The sequence below is a fragment of the Paraflavitalea sp. genome (genome assembly GCF_059502485.1).
This window is the reverse complement of sequence record NZ_JCACET010000008.1, coordinates 1,459,762-1,483,678: the sequence shown is the minus strand read 5'-3', so window position 1 is coordinate 1,483,678 and position 23,917 is coordinate 1,459,762. Positions and strand designations below refer to the sequence as shown.

At 43.4% G+C, this 23,917-nt stretch carries 19 protein-coding genes; 16 read left to right on the top strand and 3 right to left on the bottom strand.

The window, feature by feature from the left end:
• Positions 1–229: 229 nt before the first annotated feature.
• Both AC5JBY_RS08865 and AC5JBY_RS08860 read left to right on the top strand, forming a co-directional pair.
• Positions 230–2,029 (top strand): tetratricopeptide repeat-containing sensor histidine kinase, encoded by a 1,800-nt coding sequence (locus AC5JBY_RS08865; RefSeq protein WP_495904214.1) that lies wholly within the window; start codon positions 230–232, stop codon positions 2,027–2,029.
• Between the two features lie 30 nt (positions 2,030–2,059).
• Positions 2,060–2,851, top strand: a complete 792-nt coding sequence (locus tag AC5JBY_RS08860; protein ID WP_495904213.1) for a LytR/AlgR family response regulator transcription factor — start codon at positions 2,060–2,062, stop codon at positions 2,849–2,851.
• A gap of 217 nt (positions 2,852–3,068) precedes the next feature.
• Here the strand turns inward: AC5JBY_RS08860 and AC5JBY_RS08855 are convergent, their stop codons facing one another.
• Complete coding sequence (locus AC5JBY_RS08855; RefSeq protein WP_495904212.1) at positions 3,069–4,757, bottom strand: hypothetical protein; 1,689 nt, start codon at positions 4,755–4,757, stop codon at positions 3,069–3,071.
• 113 nt (positions 4,758–4,870) lie between these two features.
• Here AC5JBY_RS08855 and AC5JBY_RS08850 point away from each other — a divergent pair, with 113 nt between their 5' ends.
• From AC5JBY_RS08850 to AC5JBY_RS08835, 4 genes are all read left to right on the top strand, one after another.
• Positions 4,871–6,253 carry a dihydroorotase gene (locus AC5JBY_RS08850; protein WP_495904211.1) on the top strand — a complete coding sequence of 461 codons (1,383 nt, stop codon included), beginning with the start codon at positions 4,871–4,873 and terminating at the stop codon, positions 6,251–6,253.
• A gap of 24 nt (positions 6,254–6,277) precedes the next feature.
• A complete protein-coding gene (locus AC5JBY_RS08845) occupies positions 6,278–7,591 on the top strand; it encodes a MutS-related protein (protein ID WP_495904210.1) in 1,314 nt (437 codons plus the stop codon).
• Positions 7,592–7,690: 99 nt separating this feature from the next.
• Positions 7,691–9,283: a M1 family metallopeptidase gene (locus tag AC5JBY_RS08840; protein ID WP_495904209.1), complete on the top strand. Its 1,593-nt coding sequence runs from the start codon at positions 7,691–7,693 to the stop codon at positions 9,281–9,283.
• 100 nt (positions 9,284–9,383) lie between these two features.
• Complete coding sequence (locus tag AC5JBY_RS08835) at positions 9,384–10,925, top strand: YifB family Mg chelatase-like AAA ATPase (RefSeq protein ID WP_495904208.1); 1,542 nt, start codon at positions 9,384–9,386, stop codon at positions 10,923–10,925.
• 43 nt (positions 10,926–10,968) lie between these two features.
• Here AC5JBY_RS08835 and AC5JBY_RS08830 read toward each other — a convergent pair whose 3' ends face one another.
• Complete coding sequence (locus tag AC5JBY_RS08830) at positions 10,969–11,733, bottom strand: sugar transferase (RefSeq protein WP_495904207.1); 765 nt, start codon at positions 11,731–11,733, stop codon at positions 10,969–10,971.
• A 378-nt stretch (positions 11,734–12,111) separates the two neighbouring features.
• On the opposite strand from AC5JBY_RS08830, the gene AC5JBY_RS08825 reads away from it, so the two are divergent.
• The 10 genes from AC5JBY_RS08825 to AC5JBY_RS08780 all read left to right on the top strand — a co-directional run bounded on the left by AC5JBY_RS08825 (position 12,112) and on the right by AC5JBY_RS08780 (position 23,061).
• The gene (locus AC5JBY_RS08825; RefSeq protein ID WP_495904206.1) at positions 12,112–13,014 is read left to right on the top strand and encodes a hypothetical protein; all 903 of its coding nucleotides are present in this window, start codon (positions 12,112–12,114) and stop codon (positions 13,012–13,014) included.
• A 94-nt stretch (positions 13,015–13,108) separates the two neighbouring features.
• Positions 13,109–14,284 (top strand): glycosyltransferase family 9 protein, encoded by a 1,176-nt coding sequence (locus AC5JBY_RS08820; protein WP_495904205.1) that lies wholly within the window; start codon positions 13,109–13,111, stop codon positions 14,282–14,284.
• Positions 14,285–14,286: 2 nt separating this feature from the next.
• Entirely contained in the window at positions 14,287–15,357 is a 1,071-nt protein-coding gene (locus AC5JBY_RS08815) for a hypothetical protein (protein WP_495904204.1), read from the top strand.
• Positions 15,358–15,390: 33 nt separating this feature from the next.
• Entirely contained in the window at positions 15,391–16,287 is an 897-nt protein-coding gene (locus AC5JBY_RS08810; RefSeq protein WP_495904203.1) for an FkbM family methyltransferase, read from the top strand.
• A gap of 24 nt (positions 16,288–16,311) precedes the next feature.
• Positions 16,312–17,634, top strand: coding sequence for a lipopolysaccharide biosynthesis protein (locus AC5JBY_RS08805; protein ID WP_495904202.1), 1,323 nt, complete (start codon positions 16,312–16,314; stop codon positions 17,632–17,634).
• 19 nt (positions 17,635–17,653) lie between these two features.
• Positions 17,654–18,352 carry an acyltransferase gene (locus AC5JBY_RS08800; RefSeq protein ID WP_495904201.1) on the top strand — a complete coding sequence of 233 codons (699 nt, stop codon included), beginning with the start codon at positions 17,654–17,656 and terminating at the stop codon, positions 18,350–18,352.
• 25 nt (positions 18,353–18,377) lie between these two features.
• Positions 18,378–19,598: a hypothetical protein gene (locus tag AC5JBY_RS08795; RefSeq protein WP_495904200.1), complete on the top strand. Its 1,221-nt coding sequence runs from the start codon at positions 18,378–18,380 to the stop codon at positions 19,596–19,598.
• Between the two features lie 3 nt (positions 19,599–19,601).
• Positions 19,602–20,675, top strand: coding sequence for a glycosyltransferase family 4 protein (locus AC5JBY_RS08790; protein WP_495904199.1), 1,074 nt, complete (start codon positions 19,602–19,604; stop codon positions 20,673–20,675).
• A gap of 12 nt (positions 20,676–20,687) precedes the next feature.
• A complete protein-coding gene (locus tag AC5JBY_RS08785) occupies positions 20,688–21,788 on the top strand; it encodes a DUF1972 domain-containing protein (protein ID WP_495904198.1) in 1,101 nt (366 codons plus the stop codon).
• Positions 21,763–23,061 (top strand): O-antigen ligase family protein, encoded by a 1,299-nt coding sequence (locus AC5JBY_RS08780; RefSeq protein WP_495904197.1) that lies wholly within the window; start codon positions 21,763–21,765, stop codon positions 23,059–23,061. Before AC5JBY_RS08785 ends, AC5JBY_RS08780 begins: the two co-directional genes overlap by 26 nt.
• Here AC5JBY_RS08780 and AC5JBY_RS08775 read toward each other — a convergent pair.
• Positions 23,042–23,842 (bottom strand): glycosyltransferase family 2 protein, encoded by an 801-nt coding sequence (locus AC5JBY_RS08775; protein ID WP_495904196.1) that lies wholly within the window; start codon positions 23,840–23,842, stop codon positions 23,042–23,044. The genes AC5JBY_RS08780 and AC5JBY_RS08775 overlap by 20 nt on opposite strands.
• Between the last annotated feature and the right edge of the window lie 75 nt (positions 23,843–23,917).

Genomic DNA, 23,917 nt, shown 5'->3' with positions numbered 1-23,917 from the left:
AGGCACCAATTATAACTAAAATTTTATATACATTTGAATCATCATAGGATAAGGTTTAATGGTTAATGTATTTTGATTAGTGCAAACCTCCCACGAAAATGGGAGGTTTTTATTTATCCCGCTTACTAAAGTGATTATGCGATAGTCACTTTCTCTATTACCTTCGTAGCAGGAAACCATCGATCCCCTGCCTAAAAAAACACCATACACCCCGGGCATCATCACATTGATGTTTGTCTTTGTCTGCCTGTCTGCATCGGCACAAAAGCCTACCCGCTACCAGGATAGTCTGCAACAGGTAATTGCCACCATGGCTGCCGATACCAACAAGGTCAACCTCCTCAATAAGCTATCTCACACCTACCTGGACACGAATGCAGATAGTGTGATCAATATAGCCAACCAGGCCATCGCACTGGCAACACAATTGAAATTCGACAGGGGCATCGCCAAGGGCACCCTGCGTATCGCTGTTGCCAACCGCAACAAAGGAGACTATGCCACTTCGCTCGACCAGTTCTTCAAGGTGATCAACCTTTACGAGAAAATGAAGAATACCATTCTGCTGGGAGATACTTACCTGCACATAGCGATGGTGTACAAAGACATGTCGAGCCACAACCTTACAGAAGAATACCTGAACAAGAGCATACAATATAACCGGCAGGGCTATACCCTGTTTGAATCAGTAGCCGACACGATAGGATTGGTCGACGCCTTGAACAACCTTGGCATTACCTACCGCGACAAAGCAAGGATGCATGCCAGCAAGCTGCATTATTATGATACCGCTTTTGCACACTACACCTTAGCCTTACAATTGATCACGCTTTCGGGCAAAGGGGCCAGTACCAGCAAACTGTACAACAACATCAGCCAGGTATACCTCGAATACAAGAAAGATTACCACAAAGCATTGGACTACCTGTTTAAAGCTGTTGAATTCAATAAGAAGAATTATCCGCCCGGGCTGTCGTTCAACTATGGTAATATTTCCAGTGCCTACATGAAGCTCAACGATTATCCGCAGGCCCTGTTGTATGCCCATAAAATGGAAGAATCGGCCCGGGGGCTGAACTGGCCCGAGCGCCTGGTGAATGCCTATCGCCAGCTGCACACCACATTCAAAGCAACAGGCCGTACCGATTCGGCTCTGCATTACTATGTATTGGCCGATAAACTGGATGACTCGCTGAATAATGTGGCCAAGAATACAGAAGTAGTGGCCCTGCAAACGAAATATGAAACAGCTAAAAAGGAAGCTCAAATAGAGCAGCTGAAAACAGCCAGCAGCGCCCAAAGCAAACGCATTATGTACCTGGCGATAGGACTCATACTCCTTGCAGGATTAACCGGCTGTATGATATGGCTGTATCGCCGGGTAACCAAACAACGACGACAGATAGCTGCCCAATCGAAGAACCTGGAAATGATGATGAAGGAGTTGCACCACCGGGTGAAGAACAACCTCCAGATCGTAAGCAGCCTGCTAAGCCTGCAAACCTACAAGGTGCAGGATGAAGGAACGGTATCCGTATTGCGTGAAAGCCAGCAACGTGTACAGGCCATGAGCTTTATTCACCAACGACTCTACAAGAAAGAAGAGTTGACGGCTGTGAACATGAAAGAATACCTGACCGATCTGGCAGAGTCTTTATTATCCTCCTATGGCTTCGACCGCAATAGCTTTGACCTGCAGATCAGGATCGATCATGAAATGATGGATATAGACAAAGCCCTGCCCATCGGCCTTATCATCAATGAAATGATCACCAACTCGCTCAAGTATGCTTACCGCGACATCGGGCACCCTTCCTTATTGATCAGCCTTACAGAAGATGCCAACAACCTCACTTTTGTGATCAAAGACAATGGCATTGGCATTAATGAGGAAGCCTGGAAGCAAAAGAGCAACTCATTCGGCAAACAGCTGATCGGCGCTTTGTGCAAGCAAATGCGGGCCAAACAAACACTGGTGGTCAATGAGGGAACCGAGTTTACCATCATGATCCCGCGGCAAGCTGCGTAACTATTAGAAAGACGATTATAAAAAGTGACTATGTCTGGCGAAAAAATAACTGTACTTATCGTAGAAGATGAATCCATCGTAGCACTGGACCTTGCTACCGGGTTGGAGCGCGATGGGTACCATGTGGCAGGTATCGCCGACAATGCAGCAGAGGCCAAAGAACTATTCAACAGTAACCACATCGATATCCTGTTAATGGATATCAATATTATTGGCGATAAAGATGGCATCGACACAGCCACCGAGCTGTTGCAAATCAGAACGGTGCCCGTTATCTTTCTGACAGCCTTCACTGATCCGGTAACAGTAAGCCGGGTAAAACATATCCAGGCTGCGGCCTTTCTTACCAAACCTTATAATGTTACCAACGTACGCATAGCCATCGAGCTGGCCATTAACAACTTTGCCACAGCACGCAGCCAGGAGTCTACCGGCAAAGTGATACCCATCGAAAAGAATGCCGGCAAACCAGTGCCCGATACGGCCGACAAGGAAACCGTATTACAAATGAACGATTACATTTTTGTGAAGAACAATTATGTATTTGTGAAGATCAAGCTCCCCGAACTGTTATACATCGAAGCGGATAACAACTACGTCAACGTACTCACCATAGATAAAAAATTTGTACTGCGTCTGTCTCTGAGCCAGCTGCTGGAAAAGATCAACTACAAACCCCTGGTGCGCATTCACCGGTCATATGCCGTAAACATCAATGCCATTCAATCATTCAATGATCAGGAAGTGCAGATCAATAAGGCCGAACTGCCCATTGGCCGGAATTATAAAGAAGAGTTTTTGAGAAACTTCGATTTCAGGTAATCCCTTCACCCCCAACCTCCCCACATTCACATACAAAATCCTGTCGTTCACATACAGACCGGGCACTTGCAGCCCCCTGTCCTGTACTTTAGTGCTTCAGGATTTAGTCAGTCCTTTAACAGTGGTGGTTTCCTACAGGTATTACCCTTAGACCTATGGTCGGGGCAATATCGGTTACATTTAAGCAGGATGGCAGCAATGCCCCTGCTTTTTTGCATTAATAATCATACTCCCGGCGGAACATATTTATGCGCACACCCAATGTAAAAACAGATGTATTACGGTTGGGCGTCACGGCCGACGTCAGGCGGCGGATGAGGACAGCACCATCTATGAAGATATTTTCTTTCAGCTCGTAAGATGCCAGCAACTGGGCATTCACCCCATTTGACCGGGGACCACTGGGCAAATTGAATCCATAATCGGAAGCACGGGTAGTACTGGACATAAAGATATTGGTGCCCACATTACTATTGGCGGTATCAGTGCCCTGCTTCCACAAGATGAGGCGGGCAGAAGTAGTCCATTTAGGATGCGGCTGGTAACGCACGATACCAATAGCCTCTATGAAATTAGCGCCCAGCGGATGAGCCAGGGGCTGGTTATAGTGTGTGTAATTCGCTAATGAATCATAGTGCGAATAACTAAAAGGACGCACAAGATTTATTTCGCCCTGCAGGTCAAGGTTCTTCACACCAAGAGCATCGATGTATTTGCCGCCGGCCTGGATGCCAAACTTATTGGCCCACCAACCATTGCCGCCCCTGATCTCTTTCAACACAAACTCATCCAGCATCAGCTGACCATAGAACTGGAAACGCTTAGCCACATTGGCCTTCACGTCGAGCCCGATAATAGCATTATCGGCACTACCCGCCTGCTGTTCGGAAGCCCGCAGGAAAATGATTGGATTCAGGTACAGGAAATCGAAATGGTTTCTACGACCAAAAGTTACCGCCTCGAAGATGCCCACATTCAACCACCGCGTCATTTGCATGCTCAGGTGGTGAATGGCTGTATATTTCCGGTCGAGCAGCTTATCACCCGAACTGATGGCCAGCGTTTGGGGCACCAGCTCCATGAACAGGTTCATGTAATTCAACTTCCAGATGCGGGTATTGATCTTCAGGAACAGGTAACTATTGCCAAAATCACTCAGAAACAAACTGCGGTAACCATTACCGATAAAATTCTTATCATAACCAAACTGAAATTCGAGGTACTTGGCAGCTGTAAAGTTGATAGAACCACGGGCATCGATATAATCGGTAGCAGTAGTTTTAAAGTCCTTATAAAACCCTACGCCCGGCACAGCATCATTAGCTATGATACGCTGCTGCACAAATAAAGGCGCCCGCTCCTGGTTATCCGTAAAATAGCCGGAAAAGCCCAGCCGCTTGGCGAGCAATCCGCGAAAGGCAACCCCTTTCGAGTTGAGGAAGATGCGCTCATCGTTATTATTACTTTCAATAGACTGCTGTTGTTGTATCACCGGATTTACTGCCAGGAAGAAGTCCTTCTCATTTACCTCCAGGAAGTTGGCCCTGGTTTTATAGAAGGTGTTCCAGATAGGCTTTTTACTGGTAAAGCCAGTCGTATCGCCCTGTACCCATTCCGAATTGTTCATCAACAGGCTTCGCAGGTTATATTGGTCTACCGGTGAAAGCAGGGTGCCATCCGCTTTTTGTAAAGAATCGGCATACTCCCCAGCCCGCGCCACCATGCGGCGGCTCAGCGGCTTCAGGGTACTAACATTCAGGTCGGTATAGTTTTGCAGCCTGATCTCAAGCCGGTCGAGCAAGGGCTGGTGTTTATTCCCTTGTGGCAGGTAAGTAGACTGGGCCAATGAAACGACAGGAAACAATAAAACGGAGAGCCGGAGAATGGATTTTGCGATAAATTGCATGTTCGATTGTTTAAATAGGTGCTTTCAGGGTCAAAGGGCGCTTTTGGGGCCGTGCCCAAAGAACCTCACAGGACTATAAATTAGCAAAAAACATACTATTCAGAATTCAAGATATGCAAAATTACCTGATTAAGAATATTACGGTGGTCAACGAAGGCAAGTCTGCAGTGAACGATGTACTGATTAAAAATGGCAGAATTGAAAAGATCGGCCCTTCCATTCAACCCGGTATAGCTGTTACCGAAATTAACGGCGAAGGCAAGCATTTATTACCCGGCGCCATCGACGACCAGGTACACTTTCGTGAACCCGGCCTTACCCATAAAGCCAATATATATACAGAATCCAAAGCGGCAGTGGCCGGCGGCGTTACCTCTTTTATGGAAATGCCCAATACCATGCCCCCGGTATTTACCCAGCAATTGCTGGAAGACAAGTACAACATTGGTGCCAACACAGCACTGGCTAATTACTCCTTTTTCATGGGCACCAGTAATGACAATACCGATGAGGTGTTGCGGACCAATGACCGTAAAAAAGATATATGCGGCGTCAAAATATTCATGGGCTCATCAACCGGCGGGTTGTTAGTCGACAACTACCTCACGCTCGACAAGATATTTGGCGGCAGTGAAGTGTTGATCGCTACCCACTGCGAAGATGAAAAGATCATCAAAGCCAATCTCGAGCGCATCAAAAAGGAAAAAAGTGTTCTCGAAGCAGCTGACCACCCACTCATCCGTGATGAGAACGGATGCTTTGAATCTTCCCTTACTGCTATCCAGTTTGCTAAAAAACACAATAGCCGGCTCCATATCCTGCACATCAGTACGGAAAAAGAATTACAGCTCTTCACCAACATGGTGCCCCTGAGCCAGAAAAATATTACCTGTGAAGTATGCGTGCACCATCTCCACTTTACCAGTGAAGACTATGCTACCCTTGGCAATCGCATCAAATGTAATCCTGCCATCAAAGCACCGAATAACCGGGAAGCTTTATGGAAAGCATTACTCGATGACCGGCTCGATGTGATCGCTACCGATCATGCTCCGCATACATTGGAAGAAAAAGGATATGTACGTACATCCGATGGCACCTTACAATTGATACCCGGTGGTGGATATGAAAAGTCACACGCCGGTCTGCCCCTGGTACAACATTCCCTGCTGCTGATGCTGCACTATGTGCAACAGGGGGCTATTACGATCGAAAAAGTAGTAGAAAAAATGAGCCATGCGGTGGCCACCTGCTTCCAGATTGCCGACAGAGGCTTCATCAGAGAAGGATACAAGGCTGATCTCGTAATAGTAGACTTGCAAAAGCCCTACACGATTACCCCCGATAATATATTGTACAAATGCGGCTGGAGCCCATTGGAAGGATTTACATTTCCCGCTTCAGTTACCAACACTTTTGTAAATGGGCATATGGTTTATGGAAATGGGGTATGGGATGAATCTCAGAAAGGACAACGATTGGCTTTCGACCGGTAATATTTACTAACTTGTCCCAACACTATGGAATTAGATAACACCACCTACAACGACCTATCCATATTTCAGGCTGAAGAAGAATTTTCAATTTTTCATAAGCTGAACTTCACCCGTACGGTGGAAGGCCGGGAGTGGCTGTTAAAATTTTTCCGTAACCCCTTTAGTGAGCTGCGGCAGATACAGGAAACCCAGCATATCATCCGCACTATTTACAACAACCTCAATGACTGGCCACTTACCATCACCAATGGTACCGTGATGGTGATCGAGCGTTTTTACGATAGTAATATTGATGCGATGCCCGGGGCCAATATTCTCAATGCCCTTACCTATAAAGTATTCCACGCAGCAGATTTCTCGCTCGTAAGATATTCATTGACTCACTTTGCAGATTTCGTGAGGGGTATGCACCAGTTGATCGACTTGTTCGAGAATAATAATGCGCCGGTATTGATCCGCTCCTACCTGCACCGTGCCAAAGACCTGATGAATAAAAAGGAGATCCAGGAACTGCGCCAACTGCCGGCAGGCACCAAGTTCAACCTGACCCAGACTATTTATTTCGGTGCTTTTGTAAGAGATCATTTCAAGTCTCCGGTATTTGAGCTGATCAACATATACGGCCGCTTCGATGCCTGGTATTCCATGGCCCTTTCTACACAACGTTTCAACCTGAGCTTTCCGGAGTTTGTAGTGCAGGATCAACCCTTGATAGACGCCAAACAACTGTACCATATCCTGCTGCCTACGCCTGTGCCCTACGATGTACAGATGAGCAAAGAAAGCAACTTCGTATTCCTGACAGGCGCCAACATGGCGGGCAAAAGTACCTTCATCAAGGCAGTGGGTAGTGCTATATTCCTTGCCCAGTTGGGTATGGGCGTACCGGCCACCAACATGCGGTTAACCATTTTTGATGGACTGTTGAGCAATATTAACGTAGTTGACAATATCATAAAAGGCGAAAGCTACTTCTTCAACGAAGTACAGCGCATACGCAACACGATCATGAAGATCAATGATGGCCGCAAATGGCTGGTGTTGATCGATGAGTTGTTCAAAGGCACCAATGTACAGGACGCTATGAAATGCTCTTTCACCGTGATCCAGGGATTGATCAAAATAAAAAGCGCCCTGTTTATTCTCTCGACTCACTTGTATGAGATCGGAGAAGAGCTCAAACAGTATCCCAATATTTCCTTCCGCTTTTTCGAGACCACCGTCAATGGAGATCAACTGCATTTCAGCTATCAGCTGAAAGAAGGCATCAGCAATGACAGATTGGGTTACCTCATCCTGAAGCGGGAGAAGGTAGTGGAGTTATTGGAAAGGCTATAATACGCGATCTATTCCGGTAAAAAGTCACTCCTGCCGCTCCTCATTCTGCATTCCATATTTTAGGCATTTCCTATATCTTCATAGAAATTCATCGTTGCTATGAAGCTACTTATACCCTTGTTATTATTGTTGATGGTAAATCATACAATGGCACAAAAGCCCGGCGCACCCATTGATGTACAGCATTATACATTTGCGCTCACACTCAATGATGAAAACAATAACATTCAGGGAAAAGCAGCCATTGAGGTATTGTTTTTAAAAAATGTAAGTAACCTCACGTTTGAGCTCGTCTCCAAACGGGCTGATGGCAAGGGAATGGCCGTACAGAAAGTGGCGGAGAATAATCAGATATTGACGTATAAGCAATCCACAGATTCCATCCATATTGAACTTAGCGCAAAAGCCGGCGAGAAAAAGACCATCGAGATCACTTATGAAGGCATACCCGCTGATGGGCTTGTGATCGCTAATAATAAATATAAGCACCGCGGTTTCTTTGCCGATAACTGGCCCAACCGCGCCCGCAACTGGTTGCCCTGCGTGGATCATCCTGCCGACAAAGCGCCTGTAGACTTCATCGTTACAGCCCCCAACCACTACCAGGTAGTGGCCAACGGTATTCAAATAGAAGAAACCTCACTCGAAAACAACCTCAAGCTCACCCATTATAAAGAGACCGCGCCCCTCCCTATGAAAGTAATGGTGATAGGCGTAGCAGATTTTGCCGTACAATATGCCGGCGATGTGCAAGGCATACCGGTTTACAGCTGGGTATATCCCGAAAACAAAGACAAAGGTTTTTATGATTATGCGCAGGCAACCGAGATACTACCCTGGTTCATTAAAAATGTAGGCCCATACGGTTATAAGAAGCTGGCCAATGTTCAGTCCAAGACTATGTTTGGCGGACTGGAAAATGCTGGCGCCATCTTTTATTCGGAAGGTTCGGTAACTGGTACCCGCAAATCGGAATCACTGCTCACCCATGAAATAGCTCACCAGTGGTTTGGCGATATGGCCACAGAAACAGAATGGGCACACATCTGGCTCAGTGAAGGCTTTGCAACTTATATGACCATCTTGTATTTTGAAAATAAATACGGACAAGACACAGCCCGCAAAATGTTGCTGGAAGACCGGGGCCAGGTGATCGCTTACACTAAGAAAACGCAGAAACCCATCGTCGATTCATCCGTTAAAGATTATATGGCGTTGCTCAATCCCAACTCTTACCAGAAAGGCGGCTGGGTGTTGCACATGCTGCGCAACCAGGTTGGCGACTCTGCTTTCTGGAAAGGCATCCGTGCCTATTATGCAAAGTTCAGCGGCAAAAACGCTTCCACCGACGACCTGCGTAAGAGTATGGAAGCAGTTTCGGGCCAAGATCTAAAACAGTTCTTCCAGCAGTGGCTATATACGCCCGGTCATCCCGTACTGGATATTACCTGGCAATATGACAAAACTAAAAAAGCAGTGACCCTCACCGTAAACCAAAAGCAGGATACGCCCTTCCGGTTCCCGCTGGAATTATCTTTTTACGGAACAGACCGCAAACACCTGTTCAATAAAACCATCACGGTAAAGGATAAAGAGTCTACTATCACCATACCTGTCGATGGTCCTATAGAACGTATCTCTCCCGATCCATCTACCAAACTATTGTTTGAAGGATCAGTGAAACCATTATAAGCCGGCAGGCCGATATATATAATATCCTTAAGCGCTGCTGCTATATTATATATTTTATTTATCTTTCTGCCCCAACCAGTAAGATAAATAGCCAATATCCATGCTTGTAAAAACCTTTGGAAGCGCCGTATATGGCGTTGAAGCCATTACGATTACGGTTGAAGTAAACGAATTAAGCGGTGCTGATTATTATATAGTAGGCCTTCCCGATAGTGCCGTCAAAGAAAGTCTCCAACGTGTAGAAAGCGCCCTCAAGTCCAATGGCTATTTTATGCCACGCCGCAAACTGGTGATCAACCTGGCCCCTGCTGGTATTAAAAAGACAGGCCCTGCCTTCGATCTTCCCATAGCAATAGGTACGCTGGCAGCCTCAGAACAATTACTCAATCCCGAAAAGCTGAAAGATTATGTGATCATGGGCGAGCTAAACCTGGATGGCAGCATTCAACCCATCAAAGGCGCTTTACCCATCGCCATTACAGCGCGCAAAGAAGGGTTCAAGGGCTTGATCATTCCCCGGCAAAACGCCCGCGAAGCAGCCATTGTCAATAACCTCGAAGTATATGGCGTTAGTCATATCAATGAAGTGATCCAACTATTAAGAGAGGAACAATCAGCAACACCCGTCACATTTAATACCCATGATGAGTTTTTTACTACTCAATCCACTTTTGATTTTGACTTTGCCGATGTAAAGGGACAAGAGAACATCAAACGCGCATTGGAAATTGCTGCTGCCGGCGGTCACAATGCTATTCTGATAGGGCCGCCCGGCGCTGGCAAAACAATGTTGGCCAAGCGCTTACCAACTATATTACCACCATTATCTCTGCAAGAAGCACTGGAAACAACCAAGATCCATTCGGTTGCAGGCAAACTACCCGACAATGCCATGTTGATGGTCAAACGCCCATTCCGGGCGCCTCACCACACAGTTAGTGATATAGCCCTCGTGGGCGGCGGTAGCGTACCACAGCCTGGTGAGATATCGTTGGCTCATAATGGAGTATTATTCCTGGATGAACTGCCGGAATTCAAAAGATCGGTGTTGGAAGTAATGCGGCAACCCATAGAAGAAAGACGGGTAACTATCTCAAGAGCCAAAATGGCCATCGATTTTCCAGCCAGTTTTATATTGATAGCAGCTATGAACCCCTGCCGATGCGGGTTCTATAATCATCCGACAAAAGAATGCTCTTGTCCACCCGGCAATATTCAAAAGTATCTAAGCAAGATATCGGGGCCATTGTTGGATAGAATTGATCTGCATGTAGAAGTTACGCCCGTATCTTTTTCTGAACTGAGTGTTCAATCAGGAGGAGAAACGTCAGCCGTTATCCGGGAGCGGGTTATTAAAGCCAGGGAGGTGCAGGCCAACCGTTATAAAGAACATGCTGACATTTATTGTAATGCACAAATGACCAGCAAGCAGCTCAAGCAAATATGTACTATAAACACAGTTGGTCAGCAGTTACTAAAAACAGCCATGGATAAGCTCAATCTATCCGCAAGAGCTTACGACCGGATACTCAAAGTAAGCCGGACCATAGCCGATCTTTCTGATAGCCAGGAGATCAAACCCGAACATTTAGCAGAAGCGATCCAATACAGAAGCCTTGACAGAGAAGGATGGGGCAAGTGAACGCTCATATAATGCTAACATACCAAGCGTATGTAGAAGGTAATTAGTTCAAACTTCTGAAAGAAGCAGTCCAGCTACGGGTAGTTTCAACTTTCTCCCCGTTTAAATCAGCAGGGAAGAACTTAGCAAACACCATCTTAAAGGTCTGAGCTGCTGTTTTGCGAACAATGCGCATATCCAGCCAGAAGTTAGCATTGCGGATATAAAAAGCATCGAATTGATAACGATGGAAGATGCTTTCAAAGTTCTTGGTAGGACCGCGATAGCCTTTTACCTGAGCCAGTCCGGTAATACCAGGTTTAACTGTGTTTCTAAACTTATAATTCTGAACAACAGAAGAAAAGGTATTGCAATCAGAATGCATGTGAGGTCTGGGACCCACAATACTCATATCACCCAACAGTACATTGAAGAATTGAGGAAACTCATCGAGGTTCGATTTCCGCAGGAAATTACCTACACGTGTGATACGTTTATCGTTCTCCGTAGCTTGCTTTACATTAGCCTGATCATTCACTACCATTGTCCTGAATTTCAAGCACTTAAAGCTACGTCCCCAGCGACCTACCCTCCGTTGAACGAAGAAAACAGGCCCGGAAGAATCGAGTTTTATCAGTAAAGCAATGATGGGAAAAAGCCAGCTTAAAAGGAAAATGATAACCAGGGATGAAAGGAAAATATCGAATACACGCTTGAAAAAGAAGTAATTACGCTTATCAATAAGATAAGTTCTTAAGGCGGTCGTGTCAACAGGTATGCCAGTCTTCTTTTCAAAGGACTGGATTTTGGAAAAGGTCGTTATCATCATCTTTAATAATGCTTTTCCTCCCCTAAGGGAAGGCCATTCAATAATAATTTGTTTCTACTTACGCCTTTCTACGTGCAAAGAAAGCAAATTTTACCAATATTCATGTATCGCGTAAAGGCAAAAATGTTAAAATATTCACTATAGCCTTCGGTCAATCATACATGTTCCTTCGTTGACACCCGAGGCACAGTAAACGTTGCTTTACATAGATTATTTTTAAAGGATACAATTTTATATCATTATTAACCTTGCTAAAGATTACTTTAAATAACCATGCCACATATCCCATTCGATGGCATCCGGCCTTTGAAACTAATTTATCATTAGTTTTACGCCCTGTTAACAACCTCACTAATACCGTTTTAAAGGAACCCATTTATGACTGACAAAAATGTACATCCCGAAGATCAAATCAATCTGGCAGGTTTTAAAGATGTCGTTCGTTCATCCCTCAAGCTCTTCTTTAGGTTTTGCACTTTTTTGCAGGTAGTCATAGAAAAAGGCAGGTTCATTATGCTTGGGCTGGGATTAGTGGGAGGTCTGTTGGGAGCAGGCTACTACTACAGCTATAAGAAGTCCTACAGGGCGTCCATGGTTTTGACCTATAATAAGCTATCCAAGAAAACATTCGCAGAGATCCTGACGCAGCTGGACCTGCTCACAGGTGGTAACGGCTACAACAAACTTGCGAGCGAATTAAATATTTCCATCAACTGTGCCAACAACATCGAAGCTATAAATGCTAAAAATATCTTTGATCTGCCCCTCATATCAGACACTTCTTCAAAACTGAATCAACCCTTCAAGTTAGACGTTAGTTTTAAAAACACAGATTCAATAGAGATCATACAAAATGCGCTGCTGAACTACTTAAACAACCGTCCTTATCTGAAAAGAATAAGAGAGGAAGAAAGAAAGATCTATTCAGAAAAACTGCTGGCCATTGAGCTGGAATTACAACGTCTCGATTCATTAAAAAATGAATTCACTCAATTTCTTTCATCTACAAAGGTGTCCTCGACATTCTATAACAACGCAATCAACCCCGCAGAGATCTACGTCCAGTCAAATCACCTGATAGATCAAAAAGAGTCAATACAACGATCACTGCATATTGACGAAAATACAGTGTCGCTAATAGACGGATTCAAACCTTCGGCTTTATCAAGACCGCTTTCTTTAGTACAGGTGTTACTTATCTCTACAACCCTTGGTTTTATTGCAGGCTTTATTCTCTCCTTTCTGATCGAAACGAGAAAAAAGGTAGACAGCTATAATTAATAAATCAGTGATCGGCTAACTTGTACAGAGGCAGGAAGAACGCGTAAACAGGCAGACCTATAAATAAGTTTGTACTGCTAAAAAAGAAAATACATTGAAAGATATTGTAGCATTGGTTTTGTATCGTCTGATTTATAATCTGGTAAAACTTGTACCTGCAACGGCCAAACCCCAAAACCTTCTGATCATAAAAACAGATGAAATTGGAGATTATATTCTGGCCAGAAATGTATTGCCTTATTTTAAAAAACCGGCAGCATTTAAAGATTATCAGGTTACGTTCATAGGTAATTCCATTTTCAAACAGCTCTACGAGAAATACGATGCATCAATAGCTGACAATATCATTTGGCTAAATAAAAAAAAGTTCAGGACAAATTTCAGTTACCGGTTCAGGATGCTTAAACAACTTAGACAGGCAGGTTACTCGGAGGTAGTCAATCTCGTATACTCAAGAAGTTTCAGGGTTGACGATGTCATGGCTGCCGTTACTACAGCTTCAGAAAAAGCTACAATGTCACAAAAGCCAGTCTACTGGTCAAAAGTTGAAAAAGCACTGACCCCTGCCTATAGCTATACCAGGGTGATAGATCAAAATAATGACATGCTTTTTGATGCCATTCGTAATGCCACTTTCGTTGAACAGCTAACACAAAAGCCTGTACCGGTAGATATAAAAATCAAGCCTACAGAAAACATCGATCGATTTTCATTACCCGGATCCTACTTTATCATCTTTCCCGGCTCTGGCTTAAAAACCAAAAAATGGCCCCCACAGCATTTTTCAGCAGTGGCAAAGCATATTAAACTAAGATATAATCTTGAACCTGTGGTTTGTGGTGGTCCGGCCGATCAATTGGACAACCAGGAGTTCATCCAACAGTATGGCAATGATATTATTGACCTGACAGGTAAAACAACCTTACCAGAATTCCTGGCGGTTTTAAAAAAAGCGACCTGCCTGGTCAGCGTAGATACCGGGGCTGTACATTTAGCAGCTGCTGTAGGCTGCCCGGTCTTTGCATTGTTCAGTGGGCTACATTATGGAAGATTTTCTCCATACCCCACAGACATTGCCCCTCATTTTTACCCGGTTTATCCCGACACGGTAGATGAGCTCATCAATGATCGCTCATTTACAGCTTTACAAAACATTCCTCCAGACCTATTGCGAACGATTCAGCCAGATAAATTGATAAAAACGATTGACCAACAGCTGCCAAAGATCATCAATATAGAATCAGTAGAAAACACAGGTTTAAACTTTTAATAATGTTCTACACTGCTGCGTGGTGCATAGATAATGAAGAGAATTTCAGAAAGAAAATACCTCTTGAACTTTTAGGCGAAAGCCTGAAAAGGCACAAGAGCAGTATCGAATTCCGCGTTGTAATACTGGAAGGAATAGAGCTCCTTTCGCAACAATACTTATCCCTGCTACAAGAATATGGCTTTACTATAATCGATTACTCCAGGCAATTCAGGGAGATCATTGCCGCTTATGAAACGATCGATGCCGGATATAGCCAGTATGAAAGAAACTGCCTGCTCCGCTGGATCGCATTCAAACAAATTCATATTACATCTACCGGCTCCTACCGGCAATTTTGGCACCTGGATAGCGATGTAGTTATGCATACTTCGCTTGACCATCTTGCCAGCGACACCGCAGGCAAAACCTTCATGTTGCAAGGCTGCCCTGTTCTTGTATCCGTATCAGACCCGGCCTGGTTCGACATGTATGAGCAAAACCTGAAGAGCCTGAATAAGGATATCACCGGTTATTCAGCCCAGGCATGGAAAGAAAAAAGCCAATGCAGGGAAAATGATGCCCATTTGGTGAACCTCTCCTTTTATAGAAATCCGATAGGCAGCGATCAGGATCTGCTTGAATACCTAGTATCATCCAAAAAGATCATCCAGCACGACAGGACCATAGTATATAACTCGGACTTCTACTTCGTACAGAATGCTTTAGCCATTAAATACTGGCATGAAGAACAAGGTGTGGGCAACGACCTGTTCCGCTTCAAAGAAAATGACCAGATTGCCATTGCCGGAAAGTCCGTCCCTTTTGTACACTATCAAAATACATTCACAGGATTCGCCCAGCTATACCTGTTACTAAACTATTTTCGCTTTCCTAAGTGGATGATAAAAAAGATATTAGCCTACCAGATCGAAGATGACAAGTTCTATACGACCTTTTTATTCAAGGCAATCGCTAAAATAGACCGCAAGCTGAACCCACGTGCCGATAGAAAATTTGTGATCCGGAAACTGATGCAAAGAAACCCGAAAATCAATATCGCAGAACTATTAAACTTTTTAGTTCAATTTTAAACCCGACAATTCTCATATCTTATAATAAGACTTATGCTGGAAATACTAAAAAACAAGTTCATCAAATTTATTACACTGTTCTACAATCCACTGGTACTTGTCCAGGTAGGAAATCAGAAAATCAAAGCACCACTATCCCACCCTTTAAAGAATATCCTTAAAAAGCTGCCCCAGTTTGGATTCAATGTAACAAGACTGGTTCAGTACACACATCAATACTATCCGGATACAAAAGCCATCGATATCGGAGCCAACATAGGCGATACCGCAGCATTGATAAACAACTATAAGAATTTGCCCATACTATGCATCGACGGAGATCCCCAATACTTTAAACTGCTGGAACTGAATACCACACAATATAGCCAGGTGCAGCGTTGCCTCACCCTGATCGGTGAGAATGACGAACAAAGCACTAAAACGCTGGTAAGAGACAAAGGCACAGCATCGCTGGAAGAAACCGGCAAAGCAGTAACATTCAGATCACTGGAAAATATCCTGGCAGAATTTTCAACATTTCAGACTTCGAAGTTCCTGAAAATAGATACCGATGGATATGACACCATCATCCTTAAAGGCGCTAAAAAGTTCCTTGCCGCTCAGCAACCCGTTATTTTCTTTGAATATGACCCTTTCTTTATTTTAAAACAACGGGAAGACCCTTTCCAGGTTTTTGAATTATTAAAAGAGTGTGGTTACGAATACCTGTTGATCTATCAAAACATTGGAGACTACCTGGTTTCGATAGATCTGTCAACAGATACAACGAAAATTGTCGACCTGGTCAACTATTATTCAGGAAGAGAAGGATTTCTCTATGCTGATGTATGTGCTTTTGCAAAAAAGGACAAGGCGCTATTCGAAACGGCAAGAAAGAACGAGATCGATTATTTCACTAAGCTCAGGAACTTTAGCCTGACATACGCTTAATACAGCTATTGCTATTCTTTAGAAATGTCAAACAAAAAGACTTTCACTGCTAAACTCAAAGCTTTAAAGGAAAACGTCCTTTTAAAGCGTCTATTAGCTGTACTCTCACTTGACATCCTGGTTAAGGCCTCAGCATTTATTCTGCTGCCATTGTACCTGCGCTTGATGACCCAGGACGAATATGGCGTATTCAATTACCTGCTATCCATCGCCTATTCCTTTGCCACCATCCTTAACTTAGGACTGTTTATATCTCAAAGCAAACTTTACCACGATTTCACAGATATTGAAGAGAAGAAAAAATTGCTCTTCAATATAAACGTGCTGCTGCTGGCAGGTCTATCTGTTATTATCCTGCCCATCTATGCTTTTAGGCTGGATTATGCAGCCATAGGCTTTCTGTTCAAGAATCCAATAGATTACGACCGTTACCGGTTATGGATACTGCTGGTTACGGTTACTTCCCTGTTCTCCTACATGCTCACGAATTTCCTGTATACGGCAGAAAAAATTCGTACCATCAGCACGTACAACCTACTCAGGGTTATCTGTGTCAACGGCATCAGCATTCTTATCTTAGTCCTCACAAAAGAATTCGATTCCGTTACTGTACGTTTTGCTGCAACTGCTTGCGTTGAGCTGGTTCTTCTCTTTATATTCTATGGAGTATACATCAGGCATATGATCCCGGCCATTAATTTCCAACTAATGATCAGATCATTGAAGCTGGGCCTCCCCATAATGCTAGCCAGCCTGTTTAGCATTATCATCAATTTCGGCGACAAGTTCTTCCTGGAGAAAAAAGTGGAATACCAAAAACTGTCGGTTTATTACCTCGCATTTGCGTGTGCCAGCGTCATTTCTATCATTTCCAATTCTTTGCAAAACGTATGGCTGCCCTTATTCCTTAAAGAAAAAGACCTGCTTGCCAATATAAAAAAGACCAACAAAATGGTCATGCAACTCATACTTGTCCTCATTGCTTTATCGATAGCCATTATGTTGACGATCTATTGCTGCCTTAAACTGTCTATTATTCCCAACAGCTATGATGAAGTGATCTATGTGTTGCCCTTAATGCTGGCAGGCCAGATTGTTATCTGCCTTGCATTGCTCTATAGCAATTACCTCACCTATTTCGAAAGAACATCGGTGGTTCTGTGGGCGGGATTGTTCGTATCAGCCGGCAGCATAGGGCTCAATATGCTGCTGATACCTGTTTGGAAAATATACGGAGCGGCCATCACGATCTTGTTTTCCAACACCTGTTACCTGGCAATTTATTACCTTATCATAAGATTTTACCAAAAAAAACACCTTGTTACCATAGCAAAAACAGAAAGCTAATACCCTCGATACCATTACCATGCTAAGAAAACTGATCAATACATACATTTCAAAGATCAAAAAGGAGCCTTATAATATAGACGCCTCCATACCCACTTCCTACCTTTATAGGCTGGTCTTCTTCAGGGTGATCATGCTCCTGAGAGGCAAGATTAGGTTTATAGGGCGCAAGCACACACCCTTTGTAGGATCCTCCGTCACCCTTAAAGCCAAATCCCTGTTTAAAATGGGCCATGGCGTTACGATTGGAAATGACTGCTATATAGATGCATTATCAGTGGAAGGCATTACACTGGGAAATAATGTTTCAATAGGTCCGCGCACAAAAATAGAATGCACAGGCAGCATCAGAACCCTCGGAAAGGGTCTTACAGTAGAAGATAACGTTGGGCTTGGATCAGATAACTTTTATGGGTGCGCTGGTGGAATTTCGATTGGCCAGGACACCATCGTTGGAAACTTTGTAAGCTTCCATGCAGAAAATCACCGATTTTCCGACAGGAATATCCCCATACGGTTGCAGGGAGTGACCCACGAGGGAATCAAAATTGGCCAAAACTGTTGGATTGGTGCAAAAGTTACAATCCTGGATGGAGCAATCATTGAAGATGGGTGTATTATTGCAGCCGGTGCATTAGTAAAAGCCGGGGTATATAAAAAAGAAGGGATTTACGGGGGCGTTCCCGCAAAGTTGATAAAACACAGGTTTAGTGAATAGTCAATCAATAACCATAAATAAGTATTTGCCGATTGTCATTCTATACTTTTTTCTGAATGGCTTTCTGCTTCCCATTGGGTTGTTGTACACAACTTTGCTGACCCCTCTCCTGATCCTTTGGCTGGCGAAGTATCCAATCATTAAATATGTACCCCTCTTCTTTCTATTTATACTTCCATTTTCAATCGTACACTTTATAAATGGGGTGGAGTACTTCTATTACTTCAAGTCGTTACTGTTGTTATTTTCGGTGTACATTTTTGGTCTCGCATTCTACCAGTTTTTAGAAGTTTGCCAGTCATTGAGGATCATCTATAAAGACCTTGTTGTGATCAATGGAGTTATGGTATTGGTATCCATAGCATTCCTCTTTATCCCAAGCCTTGAACTGGTTTTCTGGAACGACAACCAGATGTCGCTGGGCAATGTATCTGTGAGGCGCTTGAAAATGCTCACTTATGAGCCCTCGTATTATTCAACCATGTTTGTACCATTTGCGGCCTATTTTCTGCTTAAGATATTTCGCAAAGAAGTGACTAACCGTGTTTTGTACGGCGCTCTGGTTATCATACCGTTAATCCTTTCTCTGTCTTTCGGTATCATATTCGGGCTTATTATAGCCTTTATCCTTGTTGGTATTTTACACATCAGGAAGATATTGTCCACCGGCAACAACCTTTTGTATCTGTTGTCTGGCATAGGTGTCCTGGTCATTGCGCTTATAGTCATGCTGATCTTCTGGCCCGACAATGTTTTCTTCCTGAGGGTCACCAATACACTTTCCGGAGGCGACCAGTCATTCAATGGCAGAACACTCGACTCATTTATTCTTGGCACCCAGATAGCCGAAGTAAAAAGCCTGACCTGGGGAGTCGGACTTGGTCAGGTGAAACTCATAGGCGTTGACTTCTTTGCAGCCTATTACCATTATGATCGCTTTACGCCCGCAGACATAGGCATTCCCAACAACCTGGGCGATATATTGGCAACATTTGGGATTATTGGTGTAATCATTAAGCTTGTCCTGGTGACTTTTCTTTACTTTAAAACAAAGGTCTACAGTAATTACTACAGACTTACCCTGTTCCTTTTCATATTCATCTATCAATTTACCGGCAGCTACCTGATGAACATAGCAGAGTATGCCATCTGGATACTGGCTTTTAAGCAAAACATTTTCCCTGAATTCAACAAGCCAGTAGTTAAACGTCGCTATCTTTTAAAACCAGCAGCACAAAACCAATAACCTTTGAAAGTATTATTCATAACAAGAGCCACTCTTTATAAAGACAAAGGAGGAGATACTGTACAGGTACTTAAAACTGCTGAGTATTTAAGAAAAGAGCAAGTTTCAGTAGACATCAAGCTAACCAATGAGCAGATCAATTACGCAGAATACGACCTGCTGCATTTTTTCAATATTATCCGGCCTGCAGACATTTTGGTCCATATTCAGCGGTCCGGAAAACCCTATGTAGTATCGACCATATTTGTAGAATATACGGAGTACGAAAAGAACGCCCGTTCCGGCATGGCCGGCATGCTATTCAGAACGTTATCCCCTGATCTGATTGAGTACATAAAAGTAGTGGCCCGCTTTATCGTCAATGGCGAAAAGATATTAAGTCCGCAATACCTGCTGCTGGGCCAAAGAAGATCGATCAGAAAGATCATTCAAAAAGCAGCCCTGTTGCTGCCCAACTCCAACAGTGAATATAGAAGACTGGAACGGCACTATGGCATTAGCCATGCCTACAAAGCGATTCCCAATGCCATCGAACCTGCCTTGTTTAGCCAGCAGGAGCACTTCGATAAGGACCCCAATCTGGTGATATGTGTTGGCCGCATAGAAGGTAGAAAGAGCCAGCTGAACCTGATCAGGGCGCTGAACGGAACAAAATACAAGCTCTGTATAATAGGAAGCGCTTCAACCAATCAGGCCAAATACTTCGAAAGCTGCAAACAGGAAGCCGGACCTAACGTGACTTTTATCGACAACATACCACAACAGGAGTTGATCGCTTACTATGGTAAAGCAAAAGTCCATGTATTGGCCAGCTGGTTTGAGACAACCGGCCTTAGTTCCCTCGAAGCTGCCGCAATGGGATGTAATATTGTTATTACGGATAAAGGAGATACGAAGGAATACTTTGAAGATTATGCCTGGTATTGCGATCCTTCCAGTCCGTCATCCATTCTGTCGGCAATAGAGGAGGCAGCCAAAGCACCTCCCAGTCAACCTTTACGATCTAAAATTTACACCCATTATACCTGGCAAAATACGGCCATCAAAACACTGGAAGCATACCAGGAAATAATTTAAGGAAAGCAGCACATGAAAATAGCAATCTTAGGCACCCGGGGAATTCCTAACTTGTATGGAGGCTTTGAACAGTTTGCAGAATACATAGCGCCCGCACTTGTACAGCGTGGACATGAGGTATTTGTTTATTGCTCCTCTCTGCACCCGTATGAGCAGCCCACCTGGAAAGGAGTCCAACTGATCAAAAAGAAGGATCCGGAAAACAAAATAGGCACATTTGGACAGTTCATCTATGACCTGAATTGCATTCTTGACAGCAGAATGAGGCAATTTGATGTCATCCTTCAATTGGGTTATACCAGCAGCAGCGTTTGGTCATTTCTATTTCCTAAAAAGTCGGTCATCGTTACCAATATGGATGGACTGGAATGGAAAAGAACCAAGTACAGTAAACCGGTACAATCTTTTTTAAAGCGGGCAGAAAAATGGGCAGCATTTAAAAGTAATTACTTAATTTCCGATTCCAAAGGCATTCAGACCTATTTGTTGGAGAAATACAATAAGCCATCAACATTCATTGCCTACGGAGCTGCACTTTTCGATCAACCAGATAATTCCTACCTTAATTCTTTCAACCTGGCGCCTTATTCCTACAACATGATCATTGCCAGGATGGAGCCAGAAAATAACGTTGAAACGATCCTGCAAGGTCATCAGGAAGCACAAATAGATCAAAAGCTAATCGTAATAGGAAACTACAAGAATAAATTCGGCACGTACCTTAAAGAAAAGTATACCAACAGCCGCATAGAATTTATAGGTCCGGTTTATGATATTACTATTCTAAACAACCTGCGGCATTTTTCACATTTGTATTTTCATGGCCACTCCGTAGGAGGAACCAACCCATCATTACTGGAAGCAATGGCGTCTCAGGCATTAGTGGTGGCGCATGATAACATATTCAATAAAAGCGTGCTGGAGCAAGATGCATTCTACTTTTCTACGCCGGCAGACATAAAAGCGTTACTGGAAAAAGGGATAGAAAAGTCACAATATGGATCCTATATAACCCATAACAATCAAAAGATCACAAACCTCTATTCCTGGACACATATCACAGACCTCGTAGAAAAATGTTTAACCGATGCAATACACAGCCAAGCTAAATAAGTTGACCTTCTTCAGTAATGCCAAACTTATATTGCTAAGTGCTGCATTAGTTACCATTGTATTTTCCAAACTCAACCTCAATAGCCTGTGCATCATCCTGCTTTCTGCAGCCTGGCTTTTTGAAGGCGATCTCCGGAACAAAATAAACAGGCTTCGGAATAATACTTTTTTCCTGGCCAACAGCCTCTATTTCATCGTCCAGGTACTGGGCATGTTTGTGGGTACAGACAGGCAGGCAGGGTGGAAACACATTGAAAGCCAGGTAGGCTTTTTCGTGATCCCGTTAATACTTTGCTCATCCCCGGTAACAATCGGGATGCGCAAAAAAATAATGATGCTGTTCACCCTTTCAGTTACAATAGCATCCCTGTTCTGCATAGTAGCTTTAACATGGACCAACATCAATCACCTGACCCTGGATATCTTTTTCTACCACTCCCTGGTTAGCCCGATAGAACACCATGCCATCTACTTCTCAGTATATGTATTTATGTGCCTGCTTTTCCTTATTTATGAAAAAATACCGGGATCAGTATACAGGCACAAGGTCTTGTACATAATATGGGCAGCTTACCTGGCAGTACTGATCATTTTACTATCATCGAAACTGGTATTATCCATCCTGCTGCTTTTCTATGTCTTCTATGCCCTTTGGTTTTATTCCCGGAAAAAACGCTTGTGGCCTGTCCTTGCCTTAAGTGCATTTGCAACAATATCCATTGCCGTAGTAATGACCACCAATAATCCTGTGAAAGAAAGATTTGCAAACATGTTACAGGGTAATATGGATATGGTGAAACAGGAAAAATTCACGCCCGTTACACCATTTACAGGGCTCAGCCTTCGGCTCGTTTTCTGGAGGTTTACCTATGAAATACTTGATGAAAATGATGCGCATATCTTCGGAGTAGGTCCCGCCAATGTCCAAACCTACCTCAATAAAAAGTACATCAGCATGAACATGTACATGGGCAATGGCCACGGAGATGTAGGATACATCGGCTATAACTGTCACAATCAATTCCTCCAATCTGGCCTTGGTTCAGGACTTATTGGAGTAGCAGTACTTATATTTTGGTGCATCGCATTGTTCAGGAATGCTTATAAAGCCAAAAGCCCCATCCTATGGGGCTTAACATTGACAATCTTATGTTTTCTTTTTGTAGAATCCGTATTCAACAGACAATATGGAGTGATTCTTTGTACCCTGCTACCCTTGTTGTATACTAAAACATCCGACAATAACCCGCCGGTTATTCATACACCTTCTTGACCCGGGAAAACTTCGACCGGTAAAGCTTGATCACACCATCCAGTTTTAATTTCTTAAAGACCCTGGGCAGGAAATTGGCCAGTACATGCTTATAAAAATAAAGCTGGTTTTTAACTTTCTGATGCGGTAGGTATTTGTTCTTGATGAGCAAAGTTTCCTTACATCCAAGCAGCCATTTTTTATCACTAAGCCCATCCCATCGCATATTAGACAATACGGCCGGGATGTAGTTGAACCGGCAATTATTCTTCATGAACCTCAACAGGAGGTCATAGTCCATAGCACACCTAAAGTCATTATCGAAAAGCCCAAATTGATCATAACACCTTTTCCTTACAAATACGGTAGGGTGATTAATGGTCATTTCATTGGGCAGGTAATGATGGTCTCCTTTTAGCACAAAATCAACCTTGCCATCCTTTAATAAGCGCAGGTCGCCATATACAATATCGAAACCATCGATCGCTTTCACGGCTTTTTCAACCGCATCGGGCTCATACCAGTCATCTGCATTAATAATTCCTATAATATCTCCTTTTGCCAGCCGAAGACCTTTATTAAAAGCATCACTAATGCCCTTATCCTTTTCGCTTATAAACGTTGCAATATGCTGTTCGTATCTTTTAATGATCGACAATGTGTTATCAGTAGACCCTCCATCAACAATAATATATTCTATATTTTTATAACTCTGATTAGCAACACTTTGTATTGTATGTTCAATATACTTCTCTCCATTGAATACGATCGTGACAATAGATACTAAGGGTAAATGATCCATGCCGCAAATTTACTACAATTAAAGATGTGGGTTTGCATTGATAATCAGTTGATAGTTATATCATTTGAAATTCCG